21 protein-coding genes are annotated in these 25,611 nt (G+C 53.4%); 12 read left to right on the forward strand and 9 right to left on the reverse strand.

The genetic code is table 11. The annotated features are described in order from the left end of the window. Nucleotides 1-44: 44 nt before the first annotated feature. From BD749_RS03590 to BD749_RS03600, 3 genes are all read right to left on the reverse strand, one after another. Nucleotides 45-722, reverse strand: a complete 678-nt coding sequence (locus BD749_RS03590; RefSeq protein ID WP_101442990.1) for a TetR/AcrR family transcriptional regulator — start codon at nucleotides 720-722, stop codon at nucleotides 45-47. After that, nucleotides 697-1,368: a carbonic anhydrase family protein gene (locus BD749_RS03595; RefSeq protein ID WP_101442991.1), complete on the reverse strand. Its 672-nt coding sequence runs from the start codon at nucleotides 1,366-1,368 to the stop codon at nucleotides 697-699. The genes BD749_RS03590 and BD749_RS03595 overlap by 26 nt, the downstream gene beginning before the upstream one ends. 69 nt (nucleotides 1,369-1,437) lie before the next feature. Then, a complete protein-coding gene (locus tag BD749_RS03600; RefSeq protein ID WP_101442992.1) occupies nucleotides 1,438-3,003 on the reverse strand; it encodes a SulP family inorganic anion transporter in 1,566 nt (521 codons plus the stop codon). Nucleotides 3,004-3,304: 301 nt separating this feature from the next. Here BD749_RS03600 and BD749_RS03605 point away from each other — a divergent pair, with 301 nt between their 5' ends. Then, a complete protein-coding gene (locus BD749_RS03605) occupies nucleotides 3,305-4,555 on the forward strand; it encodes a pyridoxal phosphate-dependent decarboxylase family protein (RefSeq protein ID WP_101442993.1) in 1,251 nt (416 codons plus the stop codon). Between the two features lie 137 nt (nucleotides 4,556-4,692). Here the strand turns inward: BD749_RS03605 and BD749_RS03610 are convergent, their stop codons facing one another. Both BD749_RS03610 and BD749_RS03615 read right to left on the reverse strand, forming a co-directional pair. After that, nucleotides 4,693-5,940: a pyridoxal phosphate-dependent aminotransferase gene (locus BD749_RS03610; protein WP_101442994.1), complete on the reverse strand. Its 1,248-nt coding sequence runs from the start codon at nucleotides 5,938-5,940 to the stop codon at nucleotides 4,693-4,695. A 185-nt stretch (nucleotides 5,941-6,125) separates the two neighbouring features. Next, the gene (locus BD749_RS03615) at nucleotides 6,126-6,914 is read right to left on the reverse strand and encodes a zinc metalloprotease (RefSeq protein ID WP_101442995.1); all 789 of its coding nucleotides are present in this window, start codon (nucleotides 6,912-6,914) and stop codon (nucleotides 6,126-6,128) included. Between the two features lie 315 nt (nucleotides 6,915-7,229). On the opposite strand from BD749_RS03615, the gene BD749_RS03620 reads away from it, so the two are divergent. From BD749_RS03620 to BD749_RS03650, 7 genes are all read left to right on the forward strand, one after another. Continuing rightward, a complete protein-coding gene (locus tag BD749_RS03620) occupies nucleotides 7,230-7,700 on the forward strand; it encodes a LexA family protein (protein WP_101442996.1) in 471 nt (156 codons plus the stop codon). After that, complete coding sequence (locus BD749_RS03625) at nucleotides 7,693-8,994, forward strand: Y-family DNA polymerase (RefSeq protein WP_101442997.1); 1,302 nt, start codon at nucleotides 7,693-7,695, stop codon at nucleotides 8,992-8,994. Before BD749_RS03620 ends, BD749_RS03625 begins: the two co-directional genes overlap by 8 nt. 507 nt (nucleotides 8,995-9,501) lie before the next feature. Beyond that, nucleotides 9,502-10,563 carry a PA0069 family radical SAM protein gene (locus tag BD749_RS03630; RefSeq protein WP_101442998.1) on the forward strand — a complete coding sequence of 354 codons (1,062 nt, stop codon included), beginning with the start codon at nucleotides 9,502-9,504 and terminating at the stop codon, nucleotides 10,561-10,563. A gap of 190 nt (nucleotides 10,564-10,753) precedes the next feature. Then, nucleotides 10,754-11,545 carry an FRG domain-containing protein gene (locus tag BD749_RS03635; RefSeq protein ID WP_101442999.1) on the forward strand — a complete coding sequence of 264 codons (792 nt, stop codon included), beginning with the start codon at nucleotides 10,754-10,756 and terminating at the stop codon, nucleotides 11,543-11,545. A gap of 93 nt (nucleotides 11,546-11,638) precedes the next feature. Continuing rightward, a complete protein-coding gene (locus BD749_RS03640) occupies nucleotides 11,639-12,754 on the forward strand; it encodes a hypothetical protein (protein ID WP_101443000.1) in 1,116 nt (371 codons plus the stop codon). Between the two features lie 453 nt (nucleotides 12,755-13,207). After that, nucleotides 13,208-14,104: a transglutaminase domain-containing protein gene (locus BD749_RS03645; protein ID WP_101443001.1), complete on the forward strand. Its 897-nt coding sequence runs from the start codon at nucleotides 13,208-13,210 to the stop codon at nucleotides 14,102-14,104. Between the two features lie 125 nt (nucleotides 14,105-14,229). Then, nucleotides 14,230-15,396 carry a sigma-54-dependent transcriptional regulator gene (locus tag BD749_RS03650; protein WP_101443002.1) on the forward strand — a complete coding sequence of 389 codons (1,167 nt, stop codon included), beginning with the start codon at nucleotides 14,230-14,232 and terminating at the stop codon, nucleotides 15,394-15,396. An 88-nt stretch (nucleotides 15,397-15,484) separates the two neighbouring features. Here the strand turns inward: BD749_RS03650 and BD749_RS03655 are convergent, their stop codons facing one another. Both BD749_RS03655 and BD749_RS03660 read right to left on the reverse strand, forming a co-directional pair. After that, entirely contained in the window at nucleotides 15,485-16,411 is a 927-nt protein-coding gene (locus BD749_RS03655; protein ID WP_101443003.1) for a zinc-dependent peptidase, read from the reverse strand. A 34-nt stretch (nucleotides 16,412-16,445) separates the two neighbouring features. Continuing rightward, entirely contained in the window at nucleotides 16,446-17,441 is a 996-nt protein-coding gene (locus BD749_RS03660; protein ID WP_101443004.1) for an acyl transferase, read from the reverse strand. 74 nt (nucleotides 17,442-17,515) lie between these two features. Here BD749_RS03660 and BD749_RS03665 point away from each other — a divergent pair, with 74 nt between their 5' ends. Then, nucleotides 17,516-18,127, forward strand: a complete 612-nt coding sequence (locus BD749_RS03665) for a hypothetical protein (protein WP_101443005.1) — start codon at nucleotides 17,516-17,518, stop codon at nucleotides 18,125-18,127. A 79-nt stretch (nucleotides 18,128-18,206) separates the two neighbouring features. On the opposite strand, the gene BD749_RS03670 is transcribed toward BD749_RS03665, so the two are convergent. Further along, nucleotides 18,207-20,615, reverse strand: coding sequence for an alpha-ketoacid dehydrogenase subunit alpha/beta (locus tag BD749_RS03670; RefSeq protein WP_101443006.1), 2,409 nt, complete (start codon nucleotides 20,613-20,615; stop codon nucleotides 18,207-18,209). Between the two features lie 192 nt (nucleotides 20,616-20,807). On the opposite strand from BD749_RS03670, the gene BD749_RS03675 reads away from it, so the two are divergent. From BD749_RS03675 to BD749_RS03685, 3 genes are all read left to right on the forward strand, one after another. Then, nucleotides 20,808-21,590 (forward strand): DUF1573 domain-containing protein, encoded by a 783-nt coding sequence (locus BD749_RS03675; protein ID WP_101443007.1) that lies wholly within the window; start codon nucleotides 20,808-20,810, stop codon nucleotides 21,588-21,590. A 321-nt stretch (nucleotides 21,591-21,911) separates the two neighbouring features. Continuing rightward, nucleotides 21,912-23,024 (forward strand): alanine dehydrogenase, encoded by a 1,113-nt coding sequence (gene ald, locus BD749_RS03680; protein WP_101443008.1) that lies wholly within the window; start codon nucleotides 21,912-21,914, stop codon nucleotides 23,022-23,024. A 172-nt stretch (nucleotides 23,025-23,196) separates the two neighbouring features. Next, entirely contained in the window at nucleotides 23,197-25,074 is a 1,878-nt protein-coding gene (locus tag BD749_RS03685) for an LTA synthase family protein (protein ID WP_101443009.1), read from the forward strand. A 10-nt stretch (nucleotides 25,075-25,084) separates the two neighbouring features. Here the strand turns inward: BD749_RS03685 and BD749_RS03690 are convergent, their stop codons facing one another. Next, on the reverse strand, nucleotides 25,085-25,477 hold the full coding sequence (locus tag BD749_RS03690; RefSeq protein ID WP_101443010.1) for a type I restriction enzyme HsdR N-terminal domain-containing protein: 393 nt from the start codon (nucleotides 25,475-25,477) through the stop codon (nucleotides 25,085-25,087). Between the last annotated feature and the right edge of the window lie 134 nt (nucleotides 25,478-25,611).

Genomic DNA, 25,611 nt, shown 5'->3' on the forward strand with positions numbered 1-25,611 from the left:
CGCGATCGCCTGTGCCATCCTTTAAAGCAGTTGACCGCATCGGTCTATTTTTCGATCGATTTGAATACCATGTGTGTCAGGAAATCTTCCAGTGCGCTGCCATCCTGGTTGATGTTGGTGAGCGAAGGCAGGTGCAGGGCAAAAAACTTCTGGTAGTGCGCGCTCTCGGCAACGGTAGAGACCAGTGTGGCCGGATACTTATAGTCCGGGTTGATCTCGTGCACGATATCGGCTATGCGTTTGCACAGGCGCTTGTAGCTCAAAAAGAAACCCTCCTTGTTGTTAGCATCCACCGACTTGGTGAGGTAGGCTTTGGCCGACTCGGCCACCACAATACGCTGCAGCGTTGTCTCGTCGATGTGCTCAAAGTCCATGTCGTTCTCAATCCGGCCAGACAAGATGGCGATTGCAATGCGCAGGCGTTCCTCAGGCGAGTCGATGTTGTTGATGGCAAAGACCAGCCTGTACTCCAGCCAGTTCCAGTACCACGAGATCAGGTACGAGAGCAGCATGTGCTTGCTGTCGAAGTACCTGTAGATCGTGGCTTCGGTGCTGTTGATGCGTTCGGCCAGTTTTTTGAAGGTGAAGGCCTCCAGCCCCAGTTCATCGATCAGCAGGATGCCATACTTGATAATATCGCGTCCTTTCTCCGAAGCCTCCGGGTCTTTGAGGTATACCTTCTCCTCTACTTTGATCTTAATATTTGCCAGCAAGTTCTTCATGCAGTGCTTCAGTCATGTTTTCAACGTCGTCGTAGAAGGTGACGATACCGGTTTCCACATCGTACATACCGCCTACAATGCCAATTTCGCCTTTTTCTATCATTTCGCGAAGAATCAGGCTGTTTTTCTTAATTTCACCTACTGCCCATACCACGTTGGTCTCGGCCACCTTTTCCACAAACTCGCTGTTCTTGGAGTTTCGCTCGCCATCATAATCCACTGCATTAACAGCAGGCTCAATTTTATGCAGCAAGGTGCTCAGATTGCCCATCTCTACGTGGTCGCAGGCTCCTTTTATGGCGCCGCATCTGCTGTGGCCCAACACCACGATCAGCTTAGAGCCAGCCACTTTGCAGGCGAACTCCATGCTACCCAGTATGTCCTCGTTCACAACGTTGCCGGCCACGCGGGTGCTGAAGATGTCACCCAACCCCTGGTCGAAGATCAGCTCAGCCGAGGTGCGGGAGTCGATGCAGCTCAACACAATGGCAAACGGAAACTGGTCCGCCGACGTTTCGTTGACCTGCTGCAACAGGTTGCGGTTTACTTTCAGGTTGCTTACAAAGCGCTTGTTGCCTTCCAATAGGATCTCTTTTGCACGCTGTGGGGTTAGTTGTGCCTGCGTTTCTTTGTTTTGTGTTCTCATGGGTTTAAATGTTTTTTGAATCATGTGGTAATGTGTTCGAGCAACGTGCTCAGCAAAGGTCGGATGTTTTTAGAACTTCGCGCCTTCGTATTGCAGCTTTTCGTCTTCTGCGGTTTTCTTGATGTGCAGGTCGATGCCTTTGCTCTGGGCCGTGTCTTTGTAGTTTTCGATCAGTTCGAGCACGTCGGGGTCCACCACAGCCGAGCGCGACATGTCGATTTCCAGCTCCGTGTTTTTAGGCACCTTGCGCAGCGCCTCCATGATGTTGCCTTTGTTGAGGAACGTTACTTCCTCGGCCAATACGATGCGGTACTTCTCCTTTCCGGTCGTTGTTTTTTCTGTCTGCAGTTTATGCGAAACCTGGTAGCTGCTCTTCAGGATGAAGAAGATGCCCACCACCATACCGATGGCTATACCTGTGAGCAGGTCGGTGAACACAATGGCCAGCACGGTCACGACAAAAGGCAGGAACTGGTTCCAGCCGCCACGGTACATGGCTTTGAACAGGGCAGGCTTGGCCAGCTTATAACCCACCACAAACAGAATGGCAGCCAGCGAGGCCAACGGGATCAGGTTGAGCAAGCCAGGTATAGCAATGACACTGGCCAGGATAAGCACGCCGTGAATAAGCGCCGAGAGCTTGGTGCGGCCGCCTGACTGTATATTGGCCGAGCTTCGCACGATCACCTGGGTAATAGGCAGGCCACCGATCAACCCCGACACAATGTTGCCTACCCCCTGCGCCTTCAGTTCGCGGTTAGCCGGGCTGATGCGTTTCTGCGGGTCCAGTTTATCGGTCGCCTCCAGACAGAGCAGGGTTTCAAGGCTGGCCACCACCGCCAGCGTACCCGCCAGCATCAGCACCTCGTAGGTTAAAATGCGGCTAAAGTCAGGCGCAGTGAACTGCTGGAAAAAGCCCCCTACACTACTGGCCACCGGCAATTCCACCAAGTGATTGGCCCGTAGCGCCATTTCCGGGAACATGTTCAGAAACACCAGGTTCAGCACAATACCCAGCACAACCACAACAAGCGGACCCTGCACGATCTGAAAAATCTTCCCTTTTTTGGACAGCACCGTATCCCAGAAAATCAGCACCAGCAGGGAAAGCACACTGATAATAACCGCCGCCGGCGATACATAGCGCAGCGAGTCCAGGATCAGCGAAAAGGTAGTTTCGCCGCTAGGCTCCATAAAGTGCACACTACCCTCGTAGCTCTCGTCGTAGCCAAAGGCATGCGGAATCTGCTTCAGAATAATGATCACCCCTATACCCGAGAGCATGCCCTTGATAACCGAGGAAGGAAAGTAGTAGCCGATGCTTCCTGCTTTCAGAAACCCAAGCGCCAGTTGCATGACACCGGCCAGCACCACAGCAGACAGAAACACCTCGAAGCTGCCCAGGCCCTCGATGGCATGCAGCACAATAACGGCCAGGCCTGCCGCCGGTCCGCTCACCCCTAACTGTGACCCACTTATAAGCGTGACGACGATACCCCCTACAAAACCGGCGATGATGCCTGAAAACAAAGGGGCACCGGAAGCCATGGCAATGCCAAGGCAAAGGGGCACTGCGACCAGGAATACCACAATACCTGCCGGCAGATCGTTCTTTAATTCTTTAAAGGTAACCATAGCGCATCTTCATTAAGGTATAGGAACAGGACTCAATATAATAGCTTTACTTTAACATCACAAAGTAAAACACTATTTTGTTCAGTTCCCAACATTTTTTCAGCAATATCCTCTGACTTCTATATGATTTATGTCATTGTTTTCAGGTGCCTGCTTTCGTAAATCGCAGTCTCAAAAGAGAGCGGTCGGTGCTGCTCCGCAGAGGGCATGTCTGCCGGATGTCGTATATTTGCATGCCATTTAACAGCGCGGCGCCACACCGGCAAGGCCCGCCATTTACTATTCAATCCTGTTTACGAGTATGCAACAGTGGACCAAACTGAATAAAGAGACGATCAGGACCATCGTGTTCAACGCCCTGGAGGAAAATGTGAATTTCTACGACGAGAACATACTGGGCATCCCGGGCTCCCACCTCGACAACAAGGTGTTTTACCAGGATGCTCCCTTTCTGAAAGACGCCCCTTTCCTGACGGCACTGATCCACAACCCCAATCACATTGGCTGCCATACCTTGGGTCAGTCCGAGTCCTTTTTCAGGGGTACGCACCAGATCGAGCGCGAGTTGATCGGGCTGTGCGCAGAGCAGATTCTGAAAGCTGAGCCAGGCAGCTGCGACGGTTATGTGGCGGCCGGCGGCACCGAGGCCAACCTGCAGGCCATCTGGATCTACCGCAACTACTTCCGCAACCGCGATGGCGTGCGCAACGACAGCATTTGCATTCTGTGCTCCCGCGACAGCCACTACTCCATGAGCAAGGCTGCCAATGTGTTCGACCTCGACATCGCCATGGTACAGGTAAATGACAACACGCGCGCTATCGACGAAGAGCACCTGCAGGAGATGATCGCAGCGCAGAAAGCGAAAGGAAAAAGCCACTTTATTGTGGTCACCAACATGATGACAACGATGTTTGGATCAGTGGATAACGCCGAGGTATATGCAGCAGCACTTGAAGCCAATAACTGCCAGTTCATGATCCATGTGGATGCCGCTTTCGGTGGCTTTATCTACCCGTTCACCAACCCCGACAACACGCTCAATTTCCAGAACAAATACGTTACTTCCGTCACGCTGGACGCGCACAAGATGGTGCAGGCTCCCTATGGCACAGGCATCTTTCTGATCCGGAAAGGCTTTATGCAACACGCTAACACCAAGGAGGCCAGCTACGTGGAGGGAGAAGATTTCACGCTGATCGGCAGTCGCTCCGGCGCCAACGCCATTGCCGTCTGGATGATTCTGATGACTTACGGACGCTACGGCTGGGAGGAGAAGACCACCACCCTGCTCAACCGCGCCGCCTGGCTGGCCGCTGAGCTCGACAAGGCAGGTATAGCCTATTACCGCAACCCCTATTCCAACATCATCACGATCCGCAGCGAGCACCTCAACAAGGGCATCGCCAGCCAGTATGGCCTCGTGCCGGACAATCACCACGACGCCAACTGGTACAAAGTGGTGGTCATGGACCACGTAACCATTGATCGCCTGATCCCGCTCCTCGCAGATTTGAAAGCCTACCAGCAGGAAGCCTGCCTGGCAGAATAAGCTATACCTGACAAGCTCCCGCCGTGCTATACCTTGCTATACCTGCAGCGTGACCGCTATACCTGACAGGCAATCTCATAAATCAGAAAAGGCTCCTTTAGCGGGAGCCTTTTCTGATTTATATCAATTGGGCATACCTACAGCGACTCTGCTAGCTGTTGCTGCGGCACTATACCTGTTCCCCGGTAGGTTTGCAGGAAAAAGGCCAGTTTGTCCATGGTCCGGCTCAGTTCGTCCAGCTCCGGCAGGTATACGATGCGGAAATGGTCGGGCTGCTGCCAGTTAAAACCGCTCCCCTGCACCAGCAACACATGCTGCTCCCGCAGAAAGTCCAGCACAAAAGCCTGGTCATCGGCAATGGCATACTTCTTCACATCGATCTTCGGGAACAGGTAAAAAGCGCCTTTGGGCTTCACGCAGGTAATGCCAGGTATAGCGGTCAGCTTCTCGTAGCAGAGGTCGCGCTGTTGGCGGAGCCTGCCTGTGGGTAGCACCAGACCCTGCATGTGCTGTGGCCCCTCCAGGGCGGCGGCTATGGCAAACTGCGCCGGCACGTTGCTGCACACCCGCAGGCTGGCCATGGTGTTCAGGCCATCAATGTAGCTCCCGGCTTTGGCTTTGTTGCCGCTCACCAGCATCCAGCCCGCCCGGAAACCAGCGGCCAGGTAGTTTTTGGATAAGCCGCTGAAAGTCACCGTCAGCACCTCGTCCGAAAAGGTGGCCGTGGATCGGTACTCCACCTCATCGTAGAGGATCTTGTCGTAGATCTCGTCCGAGAAAAGCACCAGGTTGTGCGCGGCCGCCAGTTCTACCAGCTCCTGCAACAGCTCCGGAGCGTATACCGCACCGGTCGGGTTGTTGGGGTTGATGATGACGATGGCCCTGGTGCGGCTACTGATCTTACTTTTGATATCAGCCAGGTCGGGGTTCCAGTCGAAGGCTTCGTCGCAGAGGTAGTGCACGGCTTTGCCGCCCGAAAAGCGCACGGCCGCCGTCCACAGCGGATAGTCCGGCGAGGGCACCAGCACCTCGTCGCCGTTGTTGAGGAGTGCCTGCACCGCCTGCAGGATCAACTCGCTCACACCGTTTCCAATCGTGATATCATCGGTATGAATGCCGGCTATCCCTTTGGCTGTGTAGTAGTTCCGGATGGCCTCACGGGCCTGCAAAATGCCTTTGTGGTCGGAATAGCCCTGGGCATGGCGCAGGTTGTCTACGATGCTTCGGGTGACCGCCTCGGGGGCGTCAAAGCCAAAGGGAGCCGGGTTGCCGATGTTCAGTTTGGTGATATGATGGCCAGCCTGCTCCAGCTCCTTTGCCTTCTCGTATATAGGCCCGCACAGTTCGTAGTGAACCGCATCGAGCCGTGTGCTGCGTTGTATCATATGGCATTGCGTTTCCTCAAAAATAAGGCTTTACCGCGCAATTTCCGCCAAGACCTGTTGCTAAAAACACTGGTCCCTCTGGCAACCGAACAATAGACGACAGGCAGGGCACCACACCTCTGAAAACGAGTGCGGCTCCTGTGCATAAGTCAGGAGCCGCATCTTAATGTAAAACTTCAATTAAATCACTTCCCACCGTTGGCTTTCAGATCGTTGATACAGTTTTGATCCAGCACCGGGGTATAGCCGCCCAACAGGTTCTGCACCACACTACCCGTCTCCACAGTATAGTGCATCAGGCATTTGCTGTTGTCGCAGTGGCGGCCGTGCGGCGCATCCTGGTGGTTCTGCTGCATGGGCGTGCCGGCATTTACCAATCCCAGGATATGCCCCAGTTCATGCTGCATCACAATGCTCTCCAGCTTTGTTCTGTCTGGCTGCCCGATGCCCCCTGACATACCGCGAATTGTATGCTCAAACAAGGCCATGGACGTATTGCGGTAAGCCACTCCCAGCACCTTGCTGTTGTCGGTGTCCTCTGCATACCTGCTGTCGGCAAAGAAGAAATAGACCGCGATCGTATCAGGCCGAGTGTACTCCGTGCGGTACTTTTCCTCGATGCCTGCCAGGTCCTGGGCAGTATAGGAGCTTTTGCCGGGCGCCGGGATGGCGGCCTGTTTCAGGATGATGCCGCCGGGCTTGTTCAGGTATTTCTCCATCCAAGTGCGCAGGTTGCTGACAGCGGCTGCAGTAGGCTCAAATCCCTGCGCATACTGCAGCTCCACTATGACCTTGCCGTATTTCTCAGCAGAGAGCAGATCACGGGCGCTCTCTCCCACTGCTTTCCGGTTGAGCGCAAGGCTGGGGTTGGCGTCATCCTCTTTGTCCTTGTCACAGGCGGTTAGTGCCAGCGCGGGCACGAGCACCAGCAACAGGTATACACGCTTCGTTTTTTCTAAAAGGGTCTTAAACATATAAGGTGAATGATTAAAAGTACGCTGCACTTAAACGCATAAATAGCACAACAGCTATACGTCGGCAACATTTTCTCAACAGAGCGCAACACTTTACCCGAATTCTACAACACAGGACGCATTCCATCAGCTGACACCGCACTTTTCACTGCGTGGACATTGGCCAACTTCGGCACTTTCACCGGCACCTGCTCCGGGCATTAGACTCAACACACAACCAAATGCTAAAAATTTTAGTACAAATGATAATTATATTAGCAAATACTATATATATTTGAGCGATATTCTACAAGAGAAACTGAACGAGACAGCACTATGGAAAAAGCCTATACTATGAACACCCTGCCCGACCACCTGGAGATTGTACCGCTGGACTTACCCGACCTGCTCGAACTCCCGATCAGCCAAAGCTACGTGGCAGCAGGTTTCCCCTCACCGGCTGAGGATTACCTGGAAGATAAAATCAACCTGCAGCAAGTACTCATCCGAAACCCGACCGCCACTTACCTGGTGCGGGTGCGGGGCGAGTCGATGCGCGACGCCCGCCTGCACGACGGCGACATTCTGGTGGTGGACCGCTCCCTTAAGCCCAGCCACGGGCACATCATCATTGGGGTGGTGGATGGCGAGTTTACCGTAAAGCGGCTCCTGCAGAAAGGCCCGCGGCTATACCTGCAGCCTGCCAACGAGCTATACCCGCCGGTGGAGATCACCGAGGAGATGGATTTTAAACCCTGGGGCGTGGTGGTGTGGTCGCTTCACAAAGTGAACGGCAGCCATGACTAGCCTTTTCGCCCTCGTGGACTGCAACAACTTCTATGCGTCCTGCGAGCGGGTATTCGACCCCAAGCTAGAGGGCAAGCCCATCGTGGTGCTCTCCAACAACGACGGCTGCATCATTGCGCGGTCCAACGAGGCCAAGGCGCTGGGCATACAGATGGGTGAGCCTGCCTTTAAAGCAAAGGATATCATAGAGCAACACAACGTACAGGTTTTCAGCAGTAACTATACCTTGTATGGCGACATGTCGGCGCGGGTGATGCAGACGCTGGGGCAGTTCACGCCTAACCTCGAGGTATACTCCATCGACGAGGCCTTTCTGGACCTGGGCAACTTCTACGGCCGCGACCTGAACGAGTATGCACGGGAGATGCGGAGCACGACAAAGGCCTGGACAGGTATACCGGTGTCGGTGGGCGTAGCACCCACCAAGACGCTGGCCAAGCTGGCCAACCGGCTTTCCAAGAAATCGAAGAAGGCGGACGGGGTGCTGGTGCTGACCGACGAGCGGCATATACAGGAAGCGCTGCGCCGAACAGAGGTGGGCGACGTGTGGGGCATCGGGCGGCGCTATGCCCGCAAGTTGGCAGGCTTCGGCATCCACACCGCCCTGGACCTGCGCAACGTGACCGAGGCCTTTGCCAAAAAGCACCTGACCGTCGTGGGCCTCCGCACCGTGCGGGAGCTGCGCGGCGAGCCCTGCCAGGACCTGGAGCTAGTGGCCCCCAACAAGCAGCACATCTGCACGTCGCGTTCCTTTGGAGGCCCTGTTACCAGCCTGTCGCAGTTGGAGGAGGCCACGGCCAACTACGCCTCCCGCTGCGCCGCCAAGCTACGCCGCCAGGGAAGCTGCGCGGGCGCCATTACCGTGTTCCTAGAGACCAACCGCTTTCGGGAGGCGGACGCCCAGTACTTCAACAGCAAGACCATTGCCCTGCCCACTGCTACCAACAGCACCCTGGAGCTGCTGCATTACGCCAAACTGGCCCTGCAGGCGCTTTACCGCGAGGGCTACCGTTACAAAAAGAGCGGTGTGATTGTGTCGGAACTGCGGCCCCAGAACCAGGTGCAGACCAGCCTGCTCGACACCGTGGATCGCGACAAGCACCAGCGCCTGATGCAGACGCTCGACAAACTCAACAGCGCCTGGGGCCGCGATACGGTCACGAGCGCCGCCCAGGGCACCACCCGCCCCTGGCAGCTCAAGTGCGAAAAGAAGTCGCCTTGCTACACCACCAGGCTTAAGGACCTGCTGTGCATTGGGGAGGGCCTGTTATACCAGAGTGCGGCTTTTTGGTGAAAGGAATCAGGCATAGCTTGTCTGAATCAGGATTTCGGGGATTAGAAAGGATTTACAGGACTTTAGCAAGCGATTGGCACACCCCTGCCCCTCCCTTTATAGAGGGTCCCTACCCCCAGAGGGGAATCCTGATACTGCTAACTTCAAAGTATAACTTAGTAGCTTTTTTCCTTGCCATACCTGGTCCAACCACCCCTAACCCCTCCTTGTCCAAGGCGGGGAACCAATTGTTGCTCGTTCACAGGTATGAGCCCTGTAGCACAGACCACTGGCACGCATTGCCAAGTAACTTGCACTGAAACTATGAAACAAATAGCTGTGCCAGGTGCACCCTTGACGATTTTTTGTTTGAGCGGTCAGCGAGTTCAAAATCGTCTTGACTTTTTTGCCTACTTTTTTTGTCAAGAAAAAAAGTAGGTGCCCGCCGCACAGGCGAAACAACAGCCCCGCTGGCTAAGCGAAAGCTATGCAACAAGAAAGTAGCTATACCTTAAATAAAAACCCACTATGAAAGCAGAAGAATTCCTGAAAGGCCGCGGTGCACAGTACAACCCCGCTAACCCCTACCTGAAACACGAATACGTCGCCGCGCATATCGAGGGACTGGACGAGGCCATGCTCTCCAACAGCAAAACCGAGTTCTTTGCCGAGCACCCCAAGAAAATTGTGAACAAGATCGATAGTCCGGATCTGGGCCTGTCCTACTCCATGAACCCCTACCAGGGCTGCGAGCACGGCTGTGTGTACTGCTACGCCCGCAACACGCACCAGTACTGGGGCTACGGAGCGGGACTGGACTTCGAGCGCAAAATCATCGTGAAAGAGAACGCCCCTGAGGTGTTGGCCAAACAGCTGGAGAATAAGAACTGGCAGGTAATGCCCATCATGCTGGCAGGCAATACCGACTGCTACCAGCCCATTGAGGCCAGGAAGCAACTCACCCGCCGCATGCTGGAGGTGCTGCTCGAGTACCGCCACCCGGTCAGCATCATTACCAAAAACGCACTCATCCTCCGCGACCTCGACCTGCTGCAAAAACTCAACAGCCTGGATTTGGTGCACGTGAACATCAGCATTACGACACTGGACGAAAAGCTGCGCCAAAAACTGGAGCCCCGCACCGCCACAGGGGCCAGGCGCCTGCAGGTAGTGCAACAGCTGGCAGCAGTCGGTATACCTGTGAATGTGATGGTGGCGCCCATTATACCGGGCCTTAACGACTCCGAGATACCCGCCATTATCAAAAGTGCTGCGGAGGCGGGCGCCAGCAGCGCCGCTTATACCATTGTGCGGCTCAACGGCAGCATCGGCCCCATCTTCGAAGACTGGATAAGGGAGGCCTTCCCTGACCGCGCTGACAAAGTGCTGAGTCAGATCGCCGACTGCCACGGCGGGCAGCTCAACGACAGCCGCTTCGGTACCCGCATGCGCGGCGAGGGTAAATTTGCAGAGACTATCAGTAAGCTTTTTCGGATGAGCCTGAAAAAATATATGGCAAATCGCAGCATGAAACCCTACAATTATAACCACTTCTGTACCAGAGCAGGTATACAGATGAACCTCTTTTAAAAGTTAAATATAACAACATACGTAACCCGTTAAATAGAGCAGATAACTACACAGCTGCGATAGTATAGTCCGGCCTGCTTGTAATTGAAGCGTAACCTCGCTATTATTGGCAGGGACAACATTTAATCCGCTACTCAGGTATACGCTTATGCCCCCGCCACCTGCTATTTCTAGACAGCAAAACAATTGCATGGAACACGGAAACGAGATTATTGTAAATAGCTGGGCTGAGGTACAGTCGGCCCTTTTTGACCATAGCTGGAACGAGCACATCAAACGCTTCCGTTCCTCCTACGTGTACCGCGGCAGTTGGAGCAAAGGCTATGACCTAAGCACCAGCCTGACCCGACTCGGGAGCCGCTACCACGAACTGGAGCCCCATATCCTGCGCAACTTCCGGAAGTACGCCCATAGCAACGCCGCACCGGGTGACTCGGTCTGGAACTGGCTGGCCGTAGCGCAGCACCATGGCCTCCCGACCCGCCTGCTCGACTGGACATACTCGCCCTACGTAGCACTGCACTTTGCCACCGAAAACCTCGACAGCTACCACGAAGACGGCGCCATCTGGTGCGTGGATTACGTAAAGGCCAACGATTTCCTGCCGCTCAAGCTTCAGACTGCCATTAAAGAAGAAGGCTCCAACGTGTTCACGCCCGAGATCCTGCAACCCGTCTGCTCATCCCTCAAGGAGCTCTCCCTGCTGCAGCCCGAGGAGTTTGTGGTGTTCCTGGAGCCGCCGTCGTTGGACGAACGCATTGTGCACCAGTACGCCTTATTCTCGCTTATGTCGAATGCGCGGGCCAACATGAGCCAGTGGTTGGAGCAGCACCCGGAATTGTATTTCAAAGTTATCATACCGGCTGGGCTCAAGTGGGAGATCCGTGACAAGCTGGACCAGGCCAACATAACCGAGCGGGTGCTCTTTCCGGGTTTGCAGGGTCTGAGCCAGTGGCTGAAGCGGCACTATACCCACGAATAAATAATTCACTAAAAAAGGGGGCTCAGGTGTGGTATTCTCACAAAATAGCTATACTTTAATAAAAGATTAACCCCCTAATACCATACCTGAGCCATGAATTCCTTTTTACCCCTTACACATGAAGCCATCAAGCGCTTCATGTTGAGCCACTTGCCCCCCTATTCCCTAAGAAAACGCCTGAAACCTGCCACTGCCGTACTGGTGGCTGCCCTGCTGTTGAGCTCCTCCTCCTGCACCCAGGACAAGGAAGCGCACTCCGCCTCGCTGCCAGCCACCACAGAAAAATATGAACTTCCGGCAAAGGCAACCGATGGCACCGCCACCGCCTCAGCCGACACACTGGCTCCGCAGTCTCCAACGGTAGCCTCGACACCTGCAGCCGCACCAGAAGCACCCACCGTATACCCTGGGCCTGAACCGCTGCCGGGGGCTATTTTGCCACATAAGCGCATTCTGGCCTACTATGGTAACCCGTTGTCAAAGCGCATGGGTATACTGGGTGAGTACCCGGTAGAGGAAATGCTCAACCGCCTGGACGAAGAAGTAGCAAACTGGACCAAAGCCGACTCGCTGACGCCGGTGCAACCTGCCCTGCACGCTATTGTGGTAACGGCGCAGGGCCACCCCGGCCGTGGCGACAAGTACCGCCTGCGCATGACCGACAAAATGATCGAAGATGTGCTGGAGATGGCCAGGCAGCGCGATGCCATTGTATTTCTGGATGTGCAGGTGGGCCGCAGCACACTGCCCGAGGAACTCCCCCGTCTCACCCAGTTTCTGAAGCTGCCAAACGTACATTTAGGTATAGACGCAGAGTTTGCCATGAAGGAGGGCGAAGTACCTGGCAAGAAGATTGGAAGCTTCGACGCAGAGGACATCAACTACGCCACCGGCCTGCTGGCTGATATTACAAAGGAGTACAACCTGCCGCCTAAATTGCTGATCGTGCACCGCTTCACGCAGCGTATGATCCAGAACTATCAGGATATTAAACTGAGACCAGAGGTGCAGGTCGTGATGCACATGGACGGTTGGGGGCCACCGGCACTCAAGAAAGACACCTACCGCCGCTTTATCGCCAAAGAGCCGGTGCAGTTTACGGGTTTTAAGGTATTTTACAAGAACGACACCCGCAACAACTCCCGCCTGATGACGCCGGAGGAGATTCTCAAACTAAACCCGAAACCCCTTTACATCCAGTATCAGTAGAGACAAAGAGAGCGCAGCCCAACAGCTACGCTCTCTTTGTTTATCAGCCATCCGGATTTTGCTAAACAGGCTATTTGCGTTGCCATACCTACGCCGATCACCTTTCACCTCGATTCGTCTTTTCCTGTTATACCTTGTCTGGCCACGGCAACCAGGCTTTGGGCTGTATAGCAGGAAAGTAGATTTAACGAAGAGGGGCTATACCTGCAGGAAAGGGCGAGCCCACCTATCCGACCAAAATTTAATCTTTTGCCTAAAAAGGCTTTTAGATTATGGAAAATATTGCCGAAATTATCAGCATACTGCCACGCAGGTAAATAATTTAAAATTTTCGGGATTTGCAGTGAGTAAAAAGGCCCGGATTTTGCGTTACAGGTATAAGATCAAAGAAAAACAATGCACTTATAAAGCCAGAAGGGCTATAGGCGCCAGAAACCACAAAAGCCGGGAATCATGACGCAATTGTTCAAGCTCTCTAATCTGACTACGTTTCTAGTTCGGTTCATCCAGATCATCATCGTGTTCCCGATGGCGGTCTTGATCAGTTTCTACCTTCCTCCCATCAGCTTCATCGACTACGAGCTGAACTTCCTGCTGTGTGTCATGCTGGCGGCGATCATCTCCGTGGTGGTCACCAGTATCAACAAAAAACTTATCCTGCTGGCTTTTGTGGGCATCATGGGGGCCATGTTCTTCAACAGCACTTTCGACGACTATACCGTAGAGAACCTGTACGCCGACTACAACGCCATGCTAGTGAACATGACCAGCAACTCCAGCAAGGTATCGTACTTCAAACCTGTTAAAGGCACTTACTTCCAGGAGCGGCGCGTGAAAAGCGCCATGCAGCCTACCCACCCGGCGGTGCGGTCCTTTGCCGTGGAGCACTCTACCCGCTATTTTCATGATGAGTATTACCGCAAGTATGGCAAGATGGTGCGCTACTTTTCGCTCTTCAAGCATGTGCGCAACAGCTGGCGCTACGTCAACGACCCGCTTGGCCTCGACTACTATTCCCCGCCTACCGAGAGCATCAAGCTACTGGCCGGCGACTGCGACGACTATGCCATCCTGATGGCCTCATCCATTATGGCCATTGGTGGTGAGGCCCGGATCGTGATCTCGCCCAACCACATGTACACCGAGGTGAAAATGGGCACGGTGGAGGACCTGGACAAAGTAAGCTATGCCGTGCGCTCGCTTTTCCCTGACGAGGTGACGGGCGGCAAGATCCACTTTCACGAAACAAACGGCGAGCTTTGGATCAACTTCGACTACACGGCCGGTTATCCGGGCGGCCCGTTTCTGGAGCCGGAACTCTACAGCGTGATCAACTTCACTAACTCCTAAGGCCAGCTTATACCTGACCACACAGCTAATTTTTTGTATTTATCGTACAAATGCTGCAGCCGCTTGATTAGCGGCTGTTTATTTTCTATACTTACCGCTTACAGCATAAAACGAACGAAAAAAACATGCCCAAAATCCTGATTATAGATGACGAACGGGCCATTCGCAGCACCCTGAAAGAGATCCTGGAGTTTGAGAACTACACCGTAGACGAAGCCGAGGATGGTCAGAAAGGATTGCAGCACATCGGCAAAACGAAGTACGATGTAGTGCTCTGCGACATCAAAATGCCAGGTATGGATGGTATAGAAGTGCTGGAAAAAGCCATGGAAATGGCACCAGACACTCCTTTTATCATGATATCGGCGCACGGCACCATCGACACGGCTGTGGAGGCGACCAAAAAAGGCGCCTACGACTTCCTGCAAAAGCCACCGGATCTGAACCGACTACTGGTGTCGGTACGAAATGCGCTGGACAAATCGAACCTGGTAACCGAAACCAAGATCCTGAAAAAGAAAATATCGAAAACCTACGAGATGGTAGGCGCTTCGGAAGCACTTGGCCGCGTGAAGCAGGCCATCGAGAAGGTAGCCCCTACCGATGCCCGCGTACTGATAACAGGTCCCAACGGCTCGGGTAAGGAGCTCGTGGCCCGTGCCATACACGAGCACAGCAACCGCGCCAATGGTCCCCTCATCGAAGTAAACTGTGCCGCTATACCTAGCGAACTGATCGAGAGTGAACTGTTCGGCCACGAGAAAGGCTCCTTTACCTCGGCCGTAAAGCAGCGCATCGGTAAGTTTGAGCAGGCCAATGGCGGCACCTTGTTCTTGGACGAGGTGGGCGATATGAGCCTCTCGGCACAGGCCAAAGTGCTGCGCGCCCTGCAGGAGCATAAGATCACCCGCGTGGGCGGCGACAAAGACATACAGGTGGATGTGCGCGTGCTGGCTGCCACCAATAAGAACCTGCTCGAGGAGATCGAAGCCAAGACCTTCCGCGAAGACTTGTACCATCGCCTGGGTGTGATCCTGATCCATGTACCGCCGCTGAATGAGCGCCGCGAAGACATACCTGACCTGGTGCAGAAGTTCCTGCAGGACATCGCCAACGACTATGGCAACAAACCCAAAGGTATCACAAACGATGCACTGGAATACCTGAAGCAGCTTGACTGGCGTGGCAATGTGCGTGAGCTACGCAACGTAGTAGAGCGACTCGTGATCATGAGTGGCCAGGATATCTCACTGGAGGACGCCAAGGCCTATGCCCGCCCGGCTATCGCTTAATTTTTATACCTTGCATTATTATACCTTACCCTGTTCTCACTAAAACGAGGCGCCCCGACCAGTTGGCCGGGGCGCTTTGCTTTATACCTTAGGCGGCTATTTTATGCTGCTTCAGCAAACAACACTGCTTATACTTAAGCCCACTGCCGCAAGGGCAAGGCTCATTGCGGCCCAAACGCTTGCCATAAGGGTTGAGCAACTCTCGGAAGTTGATGCGGAAGCGCCTTTTCGGGTTCTGCTTGAAAACCCTGGCAAGCATTTCGTAAAGACGCGGGTGTTTTTCGGCCAACTGGTCGGGCTTCTCAAAGAAATACTCTGTCACCACGGCAAAAAACTCAGCCTCACTGGTCGCGCCATAATCGTCAATGTCGGATTTGCCTTTTTCGATCTGGCTGATCTTGCGGTACATCAGATCCTCCCAGGGCTGCAGCAATTCGTCTGGCAGATAGGCTTTCGGTATCCCGTCGATCTCACCATCGGCCTGGTCAAGCATGTGCGCAAACTCGTGTATACCTACATTCTTGCGATCAGCCATGTCATTGAAGCCCTGCTCCAGCGCCGGTTTCGATAAAGTGACGTAATGGTCGTTCTGAAAAGGGTTCACGCGGCCCAGCACCTCCGATACAGCTTCGTTTTTCTCGTTCTTATACCTGTGGATGCTCCCCGGAAAAACCAGCACTTCACCCAAATTATGGTATTCCCAATCCTTGAAGCCGAAGATCGGGATAATCGCACTGGCCCCAACCAGTACTTTGGTCGTGTCGTCTACTGCTGTGTCTATACCTGTAATGCGCTTCTCGGACACAAAAAGCAGGAGTTTCCGCTCAAAGCGAGCCTTTTCTTCGTCGGTCTTGAGCGTATGGTAGAAGCCTACCCTATCCTGCAGGATCTTGCGCCACTCAGCCGGAAAACCTTTCTCCAGAATTTGTTTGCGGTAGCGCTCCTTGCGGGTGGCCCACCTATAAAAGAGCAGCAGCATACCTGCCACCAGTGCGATAAAAAATATGTAACCCATGGCAAGCTTAAACGGGAGATGGATGTTTTAGATGTTAGGCGATCAACAAATTGCAACCCCGGATGTCGGAATTGTCGAAGCGGCCCAGTACTTCAAAAGTGCCGTCTGGCTTTAACCTGCCTATGTCTTTGGTTTCGATAAAGGCGCAGGAGTCCACATTGGCCAGGTCGATGACATTGATGCCACCCGAGCGCATGTCCGGTCGGATGTCGAAGGGATCATTGAGGTCGCGGAGAAGCACCTGCAAGGTATAGCCGGGGTGGAAAAAGCCGTCGCCCAGCGAATAGGCCTGTGATAGCAGTTCCGTCATGCCATACTCCGAGTGGATCGCCTCTACGCCAAACCCCCTTTTCAGGTAAGTGTGCAGTTCTTCGCGAATTATCTCCCGGCGCCGACCCTTCATGCCACCGGTTTCCATAATGGTCACATGGCTAAAGTCCTCCTTACCCTGCAGCTCATCGGCCCAGTCAAGCAAAGCATAGGACACCCCGATCAGCAGTACTTTTTTTCCTTTTTGCTGCGCCGTTTTTACGGTTTGCAGCAGCTGGTCGTGGTTGCGCAGGTAAAAACCCTCCTCCTGCTGCCCCGACTGCTTTACAAAATAATCGACCATAGCCACGAGCGACGAGCCACCCTGCTCCAGGTACGAGGGCAGCAAGGCCAGTACCACATAGTCCGTCAGAGGACCGTAAAAATTTTCGAAAATGTGCTGCGTCGTGCGCAGGTATAGGTCCAGGCTGGCAACCTGGTGCCGGCTGCGGGTCATTTGGGTGGTGCCGCTGCTGTAAAAGGTCACCTCCGGCTCAAATGTTCCAGTCTTCACTTCGTGGGTTTTGAAGAACTCGATGGGTAGGTATGGGATGTCTTCCAGCCTTGTCACCGTCTTCGGATCACGGCCTAAATGTAGCAGATAGTCACGGTAAACCGGGTTATATGCAGCTTGGTACCTGAAAAGCGCGAGGGCTGTTTCCTTGAAATCGAAGGGCTGATCAGCCGATAAAAGCTGGAGGTGTCGGGCTTTGAAGTCCATCCAAATTATTTATAACAATTCCTGTATCTGTTCGTTTGATTTAGTAAATTTAGCTTCATTTTCTGAGATCCCACATGAGATACATGCTAAAGTATGCTCCGGCCGGCCTGTTATTGCTGCTTGCCCTTAGCTCCTGCCGCAAAGAACCTGTCTATGACGCCGTGCCTGAGATTGAATTCAGACGCGTGGAGCAGTACCATTTTGTGGATACCCCCTTCCCTCAGAGACCAGATATTACCTCTTTACGCGACTCCCTGGTGTTGGTGATTGGCTTCAAAGACGGCGACGGCAACCTGGGCCTCTCCAGCAGCCGCGATTCCGAAGACTTTCAGCCTCCTTTCAACGAGGGCTCGCAGTACGAGCAGAATTTCCATACGGTGATGTACATCAAGGTAGAGGACCCGAATAACCCGGGTAACTCCCGATTCGAGCCTTACCCTTTCCCGGTTCCCGGCTTCCAGTTCTCAGGCCGTTTCCAGCGCCTGTCTGCCGACGATCGCCCGGAGCCGCTCGAGGGCGAGATCAAATACAGTATCAATGAGATCAACGCATCCGAATTCCCATTGCTCCGGCCCGGCACGGTCATCAAATTCGATATTTACATCTACGACCGCACCAAGCCGGTGCCCAATCGCAGCAATATTGTGACGACAGATGAGATCACCTTGTTCCAGTCTGGTGGTTGATCGGTTCACGATGCTATAAAAAGTGTGAGGCCCTGTATCGTTTGGTACAGGGCCTCACTCTTTTTATAGCATCCTACGCTTAGTAGATCGTCGGATAAGCTTTTGGATCGGCCTCGTGCATGATCTCGTAAACCGCCTCAAATACGTCCTCCGGGTTTGGCTTAGAGAAGTAATCGCCATCAGAAGAGTATGGCGGTCGGTGCGCGTGCGCGGACAGGCACTGTGGCTTGGAGTCAAGGTAACGCCAGGCACCCTGCTCATCCACTACCTGCTGCATCATAAAGGCTGTTGCTCCACCCGGTACGTCTTCGTCAGCAAACAGCACACGGTTGGTCTTGCGGATCGAGTCGGTGATCATGTGCTCCAGGTCAAACGGCAACAGCGACTGCACATCAATTACCTCGGCAGAAATACCAAACTCCTCCAATTGGCGGGCAGCTTCCATCACGATGCGGCACATAGAGCCGTAGGTCACGATCGTAATATCAGTACCTTCCTTCAGCACTTCCGGCTTGCCCAGTGGCACTGTAAATTCCCCTACGTTGCTCGGTATACGCTCCTTCAGGCGATAGCCGTTTAAGCATTCGATCACAAGCGCCGGCTCGTCAGACTTGAGCAGGGTATTGTAGAAACCTGCGGCCTGTGTCATGTCACGCGGCACCAGCACGTGCATCCCACGGATGCTGTGCAGGATCATGCCGATCGGAGAACCAGAGTGCCAGATACCTTCCAGACGGTGACCGCGGGTACGCACGATCAACGGGGCCTTCTGGCCTCCTTTGGTGCGGTACTGCAAGCAGGCCACGTCATCAGACAAGATCTGGATGGCATATAATAAGTAGTCGAGGTACTGGATTTCGGTGATCGGACGCAGGCCACGCAGGGCAGCGCCTATACCTTGGCCGATGATCGTGCACTCGCGTATACCTGTGTCGGTTACGCGCAGCTCGCCGTGTCTCTCCTGCAAGCCGGCAAAGGCCTGGTTCACATCCCCGATGCGGCCTACGTCTTCACCGATGGCGAACACACGCGGGTCGCGGGCCAGCATGGCATCGAAGCAGGCCTGCAACACCTCACGGCCGTCCACAATAGGGGCGTCCTCGGCAAATTCAGGCTTGATCTCCTCTACCAGCAAAGCCGCCTCTTCAGATTGGCTGTATAAATAAGAGTTGAAGCGATCCGTATTCTCACCCATGGCCTGTTCGAGCCAACCTACCAGCTCACGCTTGGCCTGGTTGTTTTCGTCGCGCACATAGCGTAACACCTTGCGTACCGCCCTTACTGCATCGCTACGGATTGGCGTTGAGGTTTTGCGAAGTTCTTCGGTGATGGTGGCAATTTCGGTGATGTGCTCGCTGGCAGCCGCCAGGTTGTCCATCAGTTTCAGCGCTTCCTCGTGGTCAGCCTTGATGCTGTCGGCAAAAGCGGCCCAGGCGGCAGAGCGAGCCTGACGCACGGCTTCCTTCGCTTCGTTTTCGATCTGATCGAGTTGCTCTGCAGTACCTACCCCATTGTGGAGCATCCACTCACGCATCTTCAGCAGACAGTCGTATTCTGCTTCCCAGGCCAGGCGGTCTTTAGACTTGTAGCGCTCGTGCGAGCCAGAGGTAGAGTGCCCCTGTGGTTGGGTCACCTCCTCAACGTGTATCAATACCGGCACATGCTCTTCGCGGCATACCTTCACGGCTGCTTCGTATGTTTCGCACAGGGCGGCGTAGTCCCATCCTTTCACTTTAAATATCTCGTAGCCCTGCTCCTCGCGGCTGTTGCGCTGGAAACCGGCCAGAATCTCAGATATGCTGCCTTTGGTGGTCTGGTACTCGGCTGGCACTGAAATACCGTAGCCATCGTCCCACACCGACACCAACATCGGCACCTGCAGCACACCGGCCGCATTGATGGCCTCGAAGAACATACCTTCTGAGGTAGAAGCGTTGCCGATCGTACCGAAAGCCACTTCGTTGCCATGCACCGAAAACTGCTGCATATTGTGCAGGTCAGGGTTTTGGCGGTAGAGTTTCGAGGCATAGGCAAGGCCTACTAAGCGCGGCATCTGCGATGCGGTTGGCGAAATGTCAGAGCTGGAGTTTTTCTGCTCCATCAGGTTCTTCCAGTTGCCCTCCTCGTCGAGCAGGCGGGTGCCGAAGTGTCCGTTCATGGCGCGGCCGGCTGTAGATGGCTCGGCCTCTACGTCGGTATGGGCATATAACTGTGCAAAGTATTGCTGTAGCGTTAGTTCGCCAATGGCAAACATAAAGGTCTGGTCGCGGTAATAGCCCGAGCGAAAATCGCCATTCTGGAAAAACTTGGCCATGGCCAGTTGCGCTACTTCCTTGCCGTCGCCGAATATACCAAACTTGGCTTTGCCCATGAACACCTCCTTGCGGCCGGCAAGGCTGGCATGGCGGCTTTCCCACGCAATGCGGTAATCGTTAAGTATTTCCTGGGTGCTTAGTCGTTGAGTAATAGATGCTTCAGCAGTTTGCATGTTTTGTCTGTAAAAGCTTATTATGGAATTTCTCTTCAAAAGTACAGATTATTAGCCTAAAATCAAATCCGGTGCGCCGGGCTAATGGGCAGGCACCAAGGGGCGAGCTTGTCTTTTTGTCAATATTTTTTATATCTTTGTTTGTTTGCATATCCCCTTTTTATAAGTCGCAAAATTTCTTTAATTCGCAGTATGAACAGAAAATTTTACTTACTCACGGTACTTAGCCTGCTTTTGGCCGGTTTTACAGCCCAGGCGCAGGGCGAGCTCAAATTTGAAAAAGAGACACATGATTTTGGTACGTTTGCCGAAGGTGTGATCGCTTCCTATGAATTTGTAGTGAAGAACGTAGGCGACAAGCCTGTGGTTATTGCGCAGGTACAGCCATCTTGCGGATGCACCACGCCGGAGTGGACCAAAGACCCGATCATGCCGGGCAAAACAGGCGTGATTAAGGCCATGTACAACAGCAATGGCCGTCCGGGACCGTTCCACAAGTCTATTTCCGTAGTGTCTAATGCTGCCACGCCACACGCCGTAATCTTCATTAAAGGCGAGGTGGGACCAAAAGATTTAAAAACTGAGTACACGCCGGAACAAAAAGCAAATTCGCCGCGTTTGGCTGTTGGAACTACTTCACACAGCTTCGGCAAACTTGAAAAAGGACAAAAAGCAGTGGCTAAGTTCACAATCAAAAACACAGGTCGGCAGGACCTGGTGGTGCAGGGTGTGAAGGCAAACTGCAACTGCGTAAGCTACAAAGTTTCGCAGCCAGCATTAAAACCAGGACAGCAGGCAACTTTGGAACTAACCTATATTCCTACAATGTTAAAGGAGCAAAATGAGGTAGTAACCATCGTTTCGAATGATATCGTTATGCCAGACCTGAAGCTCACGCTGAAGGCAACTGTAGTAGAGAGTCTGGCTCAAAAGAATATGTTAAGGGAGGGCAGTCAGCCGGTACCTTTCAGATAGTTTTTTTCATAGTTTTATTTTGTACTAATGGCAGTGATTCTATCACTGCCTTTTTTCATTTTATACCTGGCTGCCAAAACCTCGCAGCGTAGCAGGGTCCAATTTGCAGGTATACCGCTGGTGAAGTGCCTGCCCCAGACGGCACTACACCAGTTCCCAATTATCCGTCGGCCTTTACCCCTCCTCAAAGCCCTCAAGATCAGACAGCTGCAAATGTTCTCACATTGTTGCAGCAGGTTTTGTGTTTAGCCTTTTATTTCAAGATAGTTATGGTATATTTGCGCAGCTTTTCCAATAACTAATACTATAAGAAATAACGACATGATTATTGGTGTTCCAAAGGAAATCAAGAATAACGAAAACCGCGTAGGCGTAACTCCTGCCGGCGTGGTGGAACTGGTGCGCAATGGCCACACCGTGTATGTACAGGCTACCGCCGGCGAAGGCAGCGGTTTCCCGGATGAAATGTATACGCAGGCCGGCGCTACGATCCTGCCAAGCATTGAGGAGGTATACGGCATTGCGGAGATGATCATCAAAGTGAAAGAGCCGATCGAGTCAGAGTACAACCTGATCAAAGAAGACCAGCTGCTGTTCACTTACTTCCACTTTGCCTCTCATGAGCCCCTTACCAATGCCATGATAGAGCGCAAGGCGGTTTGCCTTTCTTACGAAACGGTGGAGCGCGCTGACAGAAGCTTGCCACTGCTGGTGCCTATGTCAGAAGTAGCTGGTCGTATGTCTATTCAGGAAGGTGCCAAATACCTGGAAAAACCACTGAAAGGCCGTGGCATTCTGCTGGGTGGCGTACCGGGTGTGCGTCCTGCCAAAGTAATGATCCTGGGTGGTGGTATAGTAGGTACCAACGCAGCCAAAATGGCCGCAGGTATGGGTGCCGACGTAACAATCCTGGACACGAACCTGGCCCGTCTGCGTTACCTGGATGATATCATGCCTGCCAACGTGAACACGTTCATGTCGAACGAGTACAATATCCGTGAACTGCTTCCTACCCATGACCTGATCATCGGTGCCGTGCTGATCCCGGGTGCGAAAGCCCCTCGCCTGATCACGCGCGACATGCTGAAAGATATGCGTCCGGGTACAGTAGTGGTTGACGTTGCCGTTGACCAGGGTGGTTGCATTGAGACCTGCAAGCCGACTACACACGAGAACCCAACTTACATTATCGACGATGTGGTGCACTACTGCGTGGCCAACATGCCAGGTGCCGTGCCTTATACTTCTACACTGGCGCTTACCAACGCAACACTGCCTTATGCGATACAGATCGCGAACAAAGGCTGGAAGAAAGCTTGCGCTGACAGCGAGGAGTTGAAAAAAGGTCTGAACGTAGTACACGGCAAAGTGGTTTACAAAGGTGTGGCAGAGGCCTTCAACCTGGAGTATACCCCGGTTGATTCTATCCTCTAATCAAGGTATAAACCTGCTGGTCTAAACGGAGCGCCTTCCTGATCTGATCGGGAAGGCGCTCTTGTTTTGGCCATTTACCAAAAGCGCACCAATTTCAGTATCTTTGTGTTTTAATCCTGGTCTGCTCCATCCAAAGCGGCCGCCTCATTACCAAGACTCTGTAATCTGACTGATGTTCGACAGTTCCTTTCAACTGCTGCTGCGCCGCTTAGGGCTTGTATTTCTGCTCTATACCTTGTTGCGCGCTGTTTTCTTCATCTTCAACTTTAACCACTTTGCCGAGGCCTCAGCCGGTCAGGTAGCCCTGGCCTTCGTGCATGGGCTCCGCTTCGATGTAGCGGCGCTGGTGGCCATCAACTCGCTTTTTATCCTGCTGTCGCTGCTGCCGCACGGCAACCTGCAGCACCCGAAATACCAACGAACGCTCCAGTGGCTCTTTGTGCTTACCAACGCGCCTTTCATTGCGCTGGCGCTGGTGGATGTGGAGTTTTTCAAGTTTATTGGCCGCCGTTCCGGCAACGAGGTGCTCACCATAACAGGCGATGTGCTGGGGCAGTTGGGCCAGTTGGCCAGCTATTACTGGTATATGGGCATCGGGTTTTTGGGGCTGATGATCTCGATCGCGAAGCTATACCCGAAGTCAGTTGCTATACCTGAAAAGACACCTGTGCTCTGGCAGCGCTACCTGCGCCTGGTGCTGGTTGCCGGCTTTGTGGTGCTGGGCATACGGGGCGGCATACAGCTCAAGCCGCTGCGGCCGGCACACGCCTTTGTGCATGAGCATGCCACATTGGGCCACCTTTCGCTCAATACCCCTTTTACCTTTATCAAGAGCATCGGCAAGACGAGTTTAGATGAAAAGCACTTTTTTGCTTCAGACGAAGAGCTGCTCGCCAACCTGCCCGTTAAACCGGACCAATACGCTATACCTGCCGGAGAGGCGCTGCAGGAGAATGTGGTGCTGATCATCCTTGAGAGTTTTGCCTCGGAGTATGTAGGCGCACTGAACAAGGGCGAAGGGTATACCCCTTTTCTGGATTCGCTGGCGAACGAAGGTGTATTGTTTCAAAACAGTTTTGCCAATGGTCGCAAGTCCATCGAGGCACTGCCTTCCATCTTATCGGGGCTTCCCTCGCTCCTGCCCGACCCTTACATCACCTCACCCTATCAGTCCAACACGGTTTACAGTGCCGGGCACTTACTGCGGGGCGCTGGCTATACTACGGCTTTCTTTCACGGCGCCACCAACGGCACAATGGGCTTTAACCAGTATACCCAGATGGCAGGTATACAGCACTACTTTGGGCTGGACGAGTACCCTTCGGAGTTGCGAGCACAGCATTTCGACGGCAACTGGGGCATTTTTGATGAGCCATACCTGCAGTACACGGTTCAGGAAATGAGTAAGTTCCGGCAGCCTTTCTTCAGCACCATCTTCACGCTTAGCTCGCACCAGCCTTACACGGTACCAGCCCAGTACAAAGGCAAATTCCCGAAAGGCGAGCTGGAAATCCATGAGTCTATTGGCTACGCCGATTATGCGCTCAGGGAGTTTTTCAAGACAGCCTCCCGACAACCATGGTACGAGAACACCTTGTTCATATTGGTGGCAGACCATACCCAGAAAAGCATCCGGCCGGAGTACCAGAACGAACTGGGGCATTATCGTGTACCCCTTTTGCTGTTCCATCCCGCCAAAAAACTGAAGGCAGACGCGCAAAAGGTAACACAGCACGCCGACATCCTGCCCACGATGATGGATTACCTGAAACTGCCAACCAATAAGCTCACGGTCTTCGGCCAGTCGGTGCTTGACAGCACCGCTACCGGCCATGCCTTGCTCTACAATGGTGTATCATACTACATGGTGCAGCAGCATGGTGTAGCCGAACTGACGCCGGCCGATGAGCTTCGTTTTCATTCCTTCCCGGAAATGACACCCGCTGCGCCGGAAAACAAAAATCAGGGAGTGCAGTTGAAAGCCTATGTGCAGTACTTCAAAAACAAAATGGTCTCCAACGACCTGTACTTCTGGCAGCGTCGGAACTAGGCATTAAACGCTAAACCTCCGCCTCAAAAGCAGGTATACCTTGTTGAGGCTTAAACTGGCGGGTACTGAAATCGACTTCCCAGCAATAGTGCTCCATGCCGTTGGTGATCACCACATAGCGGGCCTGCAGCACCTGGTTGTAGACCGATACCTGCTTCACCACTTCCTGCGTAATAGGTACATGCGCGGCTTTGCACTCCACCAGCAGGAAAGGTTTGCCTGATTGGTCGTACACACACATATCGGTGCGTTTCTGCAACTTGTTGTAGGTAGTGCCCCGTTCTATACTGATGAGACTTTTAGGGTAGCGATGGGTACCGATCAGGAAATGTACGAAATGCTGACGCACCCACTCTTCCGGCGTCAACAGCACATATTTGCGGCGCAACGCATCAAAAATCATGACATTAGCGCCAGAATGCTTAATTTTGTAATTAAACGACGGTAAGTTCAGCATTTCCATACGGCAATTTACCATTTTATAGCCTCCGCCCCAGCAAACTCCCTTGCCAAGGCGGCTTTTTTATACCTAATTAC

This window comes from Pontibacter ramchanderi (assembly GCF_002846395.1).
Taxonomy (GTDB): Bacteria; Bacteroidota; Bacteroidia; order Cytophagales; family Hymenobacteraceae; genus Pontibacter; species Pontibacter ramchanderi.

Bases quoted from the DNA above. Each gene is read 5' to 3' on its own strand.
- BD749_RS03655 (WP_101443003.1), bottom strand. From the start codon at position 16,411: ATGGGTTACATATTTTTTATCGCACTGGTGGCAGGTATGCTGCTGCTC.
- BD749_RS03675 (WP_101443007.1), top strand. From the start codon at position 20,808: ATGAACAGAAAATTTTACTTACTCACGGTACTTAGCCTGCTTTTGGCC.
- BD749_RS03665 (WP_101443005.1), top strand. From the start codon at position 17,516: ATGAGATACATGCTAAAGTATGCTCCGGCCGGCCTGTTATTGCTGCTT.
- BD749_RS03660 (WP_101443004.1), bottom strand. From the start codon at position 17,441: ATGGACTTCAAAGCCCGACACCTCCAGCTTTTATCGGCTGATCAGCCC.
- BD749_RS03690 (WP_101443010.1), bottom strand. From the start codon at position 25,477: ATGATTTTTGATGCGTTGCGCCGCAAATATGTGCTGTTGACGCCGGAA.
- BD749_RS03625 (WP_101442997.1), top strand. From the start codon at position 7,693: ATGACTAGCCTTTTCGCCCTCGTGGACTGCAACAACTTCTATGCGTCC.
- BD749_RS03620 (WP_101442996.1), top strand. From the start codon at position 7,230: ATGGAAAAAGCCTATACTATGAACACCCTGCCCGACCACCTGGAGATT.
- ald (WP_101443008.1), top strand. From the start codon at position 21,912: ATGATTATTGGTGTTCCAAAGGAAATCAAGAATAACGAAAACCGCGTA.
- BD749_RS03685 (WP_101443009.1), top strand. From the start codon at position 23,197: ATGTTCGACAGTTCCTTTCAACTGCTGCTGCGCCGCTTAGGGCTTGTA.
- BD749_RS03650 (WP_101443002.1), top strand. From the start codon at position 14,230: ATGCCCAAAATCCTGATTATAGATGACGAACGGGCCATTCGCAGCACC.
- BD749_RS03605 (WP_101442993.1), top strand. From the start codon at position 3,305: ATGCAACAGTGGACCAAACTGAATAAAGAGACGATCAGGACCATCGTG.
- BD749_RS03595 (WP_101442991.1), bottom strand. From the start codon at position 1,368: ATGAGAACACAAAACAAAGAAACGCAGGCACAACTAACCCCACAGCGT.
- BD749_RS03640 (WP_101443000.1), top strand. From the start codon at position 11,639: ATGAATTCCTTTTTACCCCTTACACATGAAGCCATCAAGCGCTTCATG.
- BD749_RS03610 (WP_101442994.1), bottom strand. From the start codon at position 5,940: ATGATACAACGCAGCACACGGCTCGATGCGGTTCACTACGAACTGTGC.
- BD749_RS03635 (WP_101442999.1), top strand. From the start codon at position 10,754: ATGGAACACGGAAACGAGATTATTGTAAATAGCTGGGCTGAGGTACAG.
- BD749_RS03645 (WP_101443001.1), top strand. From the start codon at position 13,208: ATGACGCAATTGTTCAAGCTCTCTAATCTGACTACGTTTCTAGTTCGG.
- BD749_RS03590 (WP_101442990.1), bottom strand. From the start codon at position 722: ATGAAGAACTTGCTGGCAAATATTAAGATCAAAGTAGAGGAGAAGGTA.
- BD749_RS03615 (WP_101442995.1), bottom strand. From the start codon at position 6,914: ATGTTTAAGACCCTTTTAGAAAAAACGAAGCGTGTATACCTGTTGCTG.
- BD749_RS03600 (WP_101442992.1), bottom strand. From the start codon at position 3,003: ATGGTTACCTTTAAAGAATTAAAGAACGATCTGCCGGCAGGTATTGTG.
- BD749_RS03670 (WP_101443006.1), bottom strand. From the start codon at position 20,615: ATGCAAACTGCTGAAGCATCTATTACTCAACGACTAAGCACCCAGGAA.
- BD749_RS03630 (WP_101442998.1), top strand. From the start codon at position 9,502: ATGAAAGCAGAAGAATTCCTGAAAGGCCGCGGTGCACAGTACAACCCC.